Source organism: Cetobacterium sp. (assembly GCF_048470075.1).
Taxonomy (GTDB): domain Bacteria; phylum Fusobacteriota; class Fusobacteriia; order Fusobacteriales; family Fusobacteriaceae; genus Cetobacterium_A.
In genome coordinates, this window is record NZ_DBGBQB010000231.1 from 1 (window position 1) to 1,838 (window position 1,838).

Sequence of the window (1,838 nt, forward strand, 5' to 3'; positions counted from 1 at the left end):
TAAAAAATACTTGTTTTGATAGATAAATTATGATAAAATGTTTAATCGAAAAGTACTTTTAAATTAGTAAAAAATACTAAAAAATAGAACACATTAACAAGGAGAAAAGAAATGAGTGAAAATTTAGAAAAAAGATATGGCTTTTCAGTAGCTTTCTCAATGGTTGTAGGAATAGTTATTGGAATTGGAATATTCTTTAAGGCTGGACAAATTTTAGTAGCGGCCAAGATGAATCCCAAAATAGCCATTGCAGCTTGGGTACTTGGAGGGATTATATCGATATTATCAGGTCTTACAGCAGCAGAAGTTGGAGCAGCTATACCTGAAACAGGTGGAATGATCGCTTGGATTAAGAAAATTTATGGAAAAAGAATTGCCTTCCTAGTTGGATGGGCACAATTAATCATATATTTTCCAGCTTTAATAGGGTTGATTGCATATTATTTTGCAGTATTTACGGGAAATTTTTTAAATATAGATCCTAGTAATACTATGTTTTTAGGAGGAACAGCGTTTGCAGCTATAACTTTTGTATTTGCAATAAATATATTTACAAAAAATGTAGGTGGAAGGATTCAAACTTTAGCTACAGCAGCTAAAATAGTTCCACTATTACTTATAACTGTATTCGGATTTTTATCTGGAGATAACTCGTCAGGAATGTTCTATATGACAGATATTACAAGAGAAGTAACATCATCATCACCTCTAATTTTATTAGGGTTGTCACTAGTACCTATTATGTTTGCTTTTGATGGATGGATATATGTTGGGACAATTGCGGGAGATTTAAAAAATGTAAAAAAAGATTTACCTAGAGCAATTATATTAGGATTGGGATTTATTGCAGTGTTCTATGTAGCTTTAAATCTAGCGCTATTAAATGTATTTACAGCAGAAGAGATTGTAAAAGTCGGAATGTTTGGAGTAGCAACAAAGTTATTTGGTCCTATGGGAGCTAAATTCATATTCTTAGGAATTATGATATCAGCTTTTGGTGGGTTAAATGGTATGACATTGGCATCTACAAGAATACCATATACTTTAGCAATTGAGGGGCATCTTCCAAAGAAAGAGTTTTTTGCTAAAATAGATGATAAACATAAGCAACCAATAAACTCTTCAGTAGTTATGTATCTATTGTCAGTTTTCTTCTTAATTGCGATGCTTATAACAGGGAATCCAGATGTTTTTGGGGATATTCCAGTAGCGTTATTTTGGTTATTCTATTGTTTAGTATTTTTAGGTCTATTTATTCTGAGAAAGAAAGAACCTAATTTAGAGAGACCGTATAGGGTTCCATTCTATCCAGTAGTACCTGTATTAGCACTAATTGGTGGAGCTTCAATATTTGTTTATGCAGCTATATCAAATCCTACATATATGGCAATATCAGTGCTATTAACATTAACAGGTCTTTTCGTGTATAGAGAGAATTAAAAATAAAAAAAGGACAACTTCTGATTTGATATGCTCCCTTTATAGTAGACAGATAAAATGATATAAATCTGTTTATTATGAAGGGATTTTTTTTATATGGGCAAAAAATCAAAATTTTCTATTCAAGGAAAAGAAAAAATTATACTAAGGTTTTTAAATAACGAGATTTTAGCAAACTATATTTATGAGCATTTTAAAGCTAATAGGTTTATTCTAAACAAACTGGTTCGTAGATATCACGCATATGGTATTGTAGGATTAGAGGATATACTAAAGGATATGCTAATTATTCTGAAGAATTAAAAATACAAGCTGTCTTAGATTATTTAAATAGAGTTTCACTACTTGATATTTTAAACAAATAGGAAAATAGAAGTCTTATTTCTTATGTATTAAGT

At 30.3% G+C, this 1,838-nt stretch carries 1 protein-coding gene; it reads left to right on the forward strand.

From position 1 onward, the window contains the following. Positions 1-111 precede the first annotated feature (111 nt). On the forward strand, positions 112-1,440 hold the full coding sequence (locus ACMOUI_RS08155) for an APC family permease (protein WP_418965232.1): 1,329 nt from the start codon (positions 112-114) through the stop codon (positions 1,438-1,440). Positions 1,441-1,838 lie beyond the last annotated feature (398 nt).

What these genes read in the sequence shown, in the direction of transcription:
- ACMOUI_RS08155 (WP_418965232.1), top strand. Translation starts at nt 112, where the DNA reads ATGAGTGAAAATTTAGAAAAAAGATATGGCTTTTCAGTAGCTTTCTCA.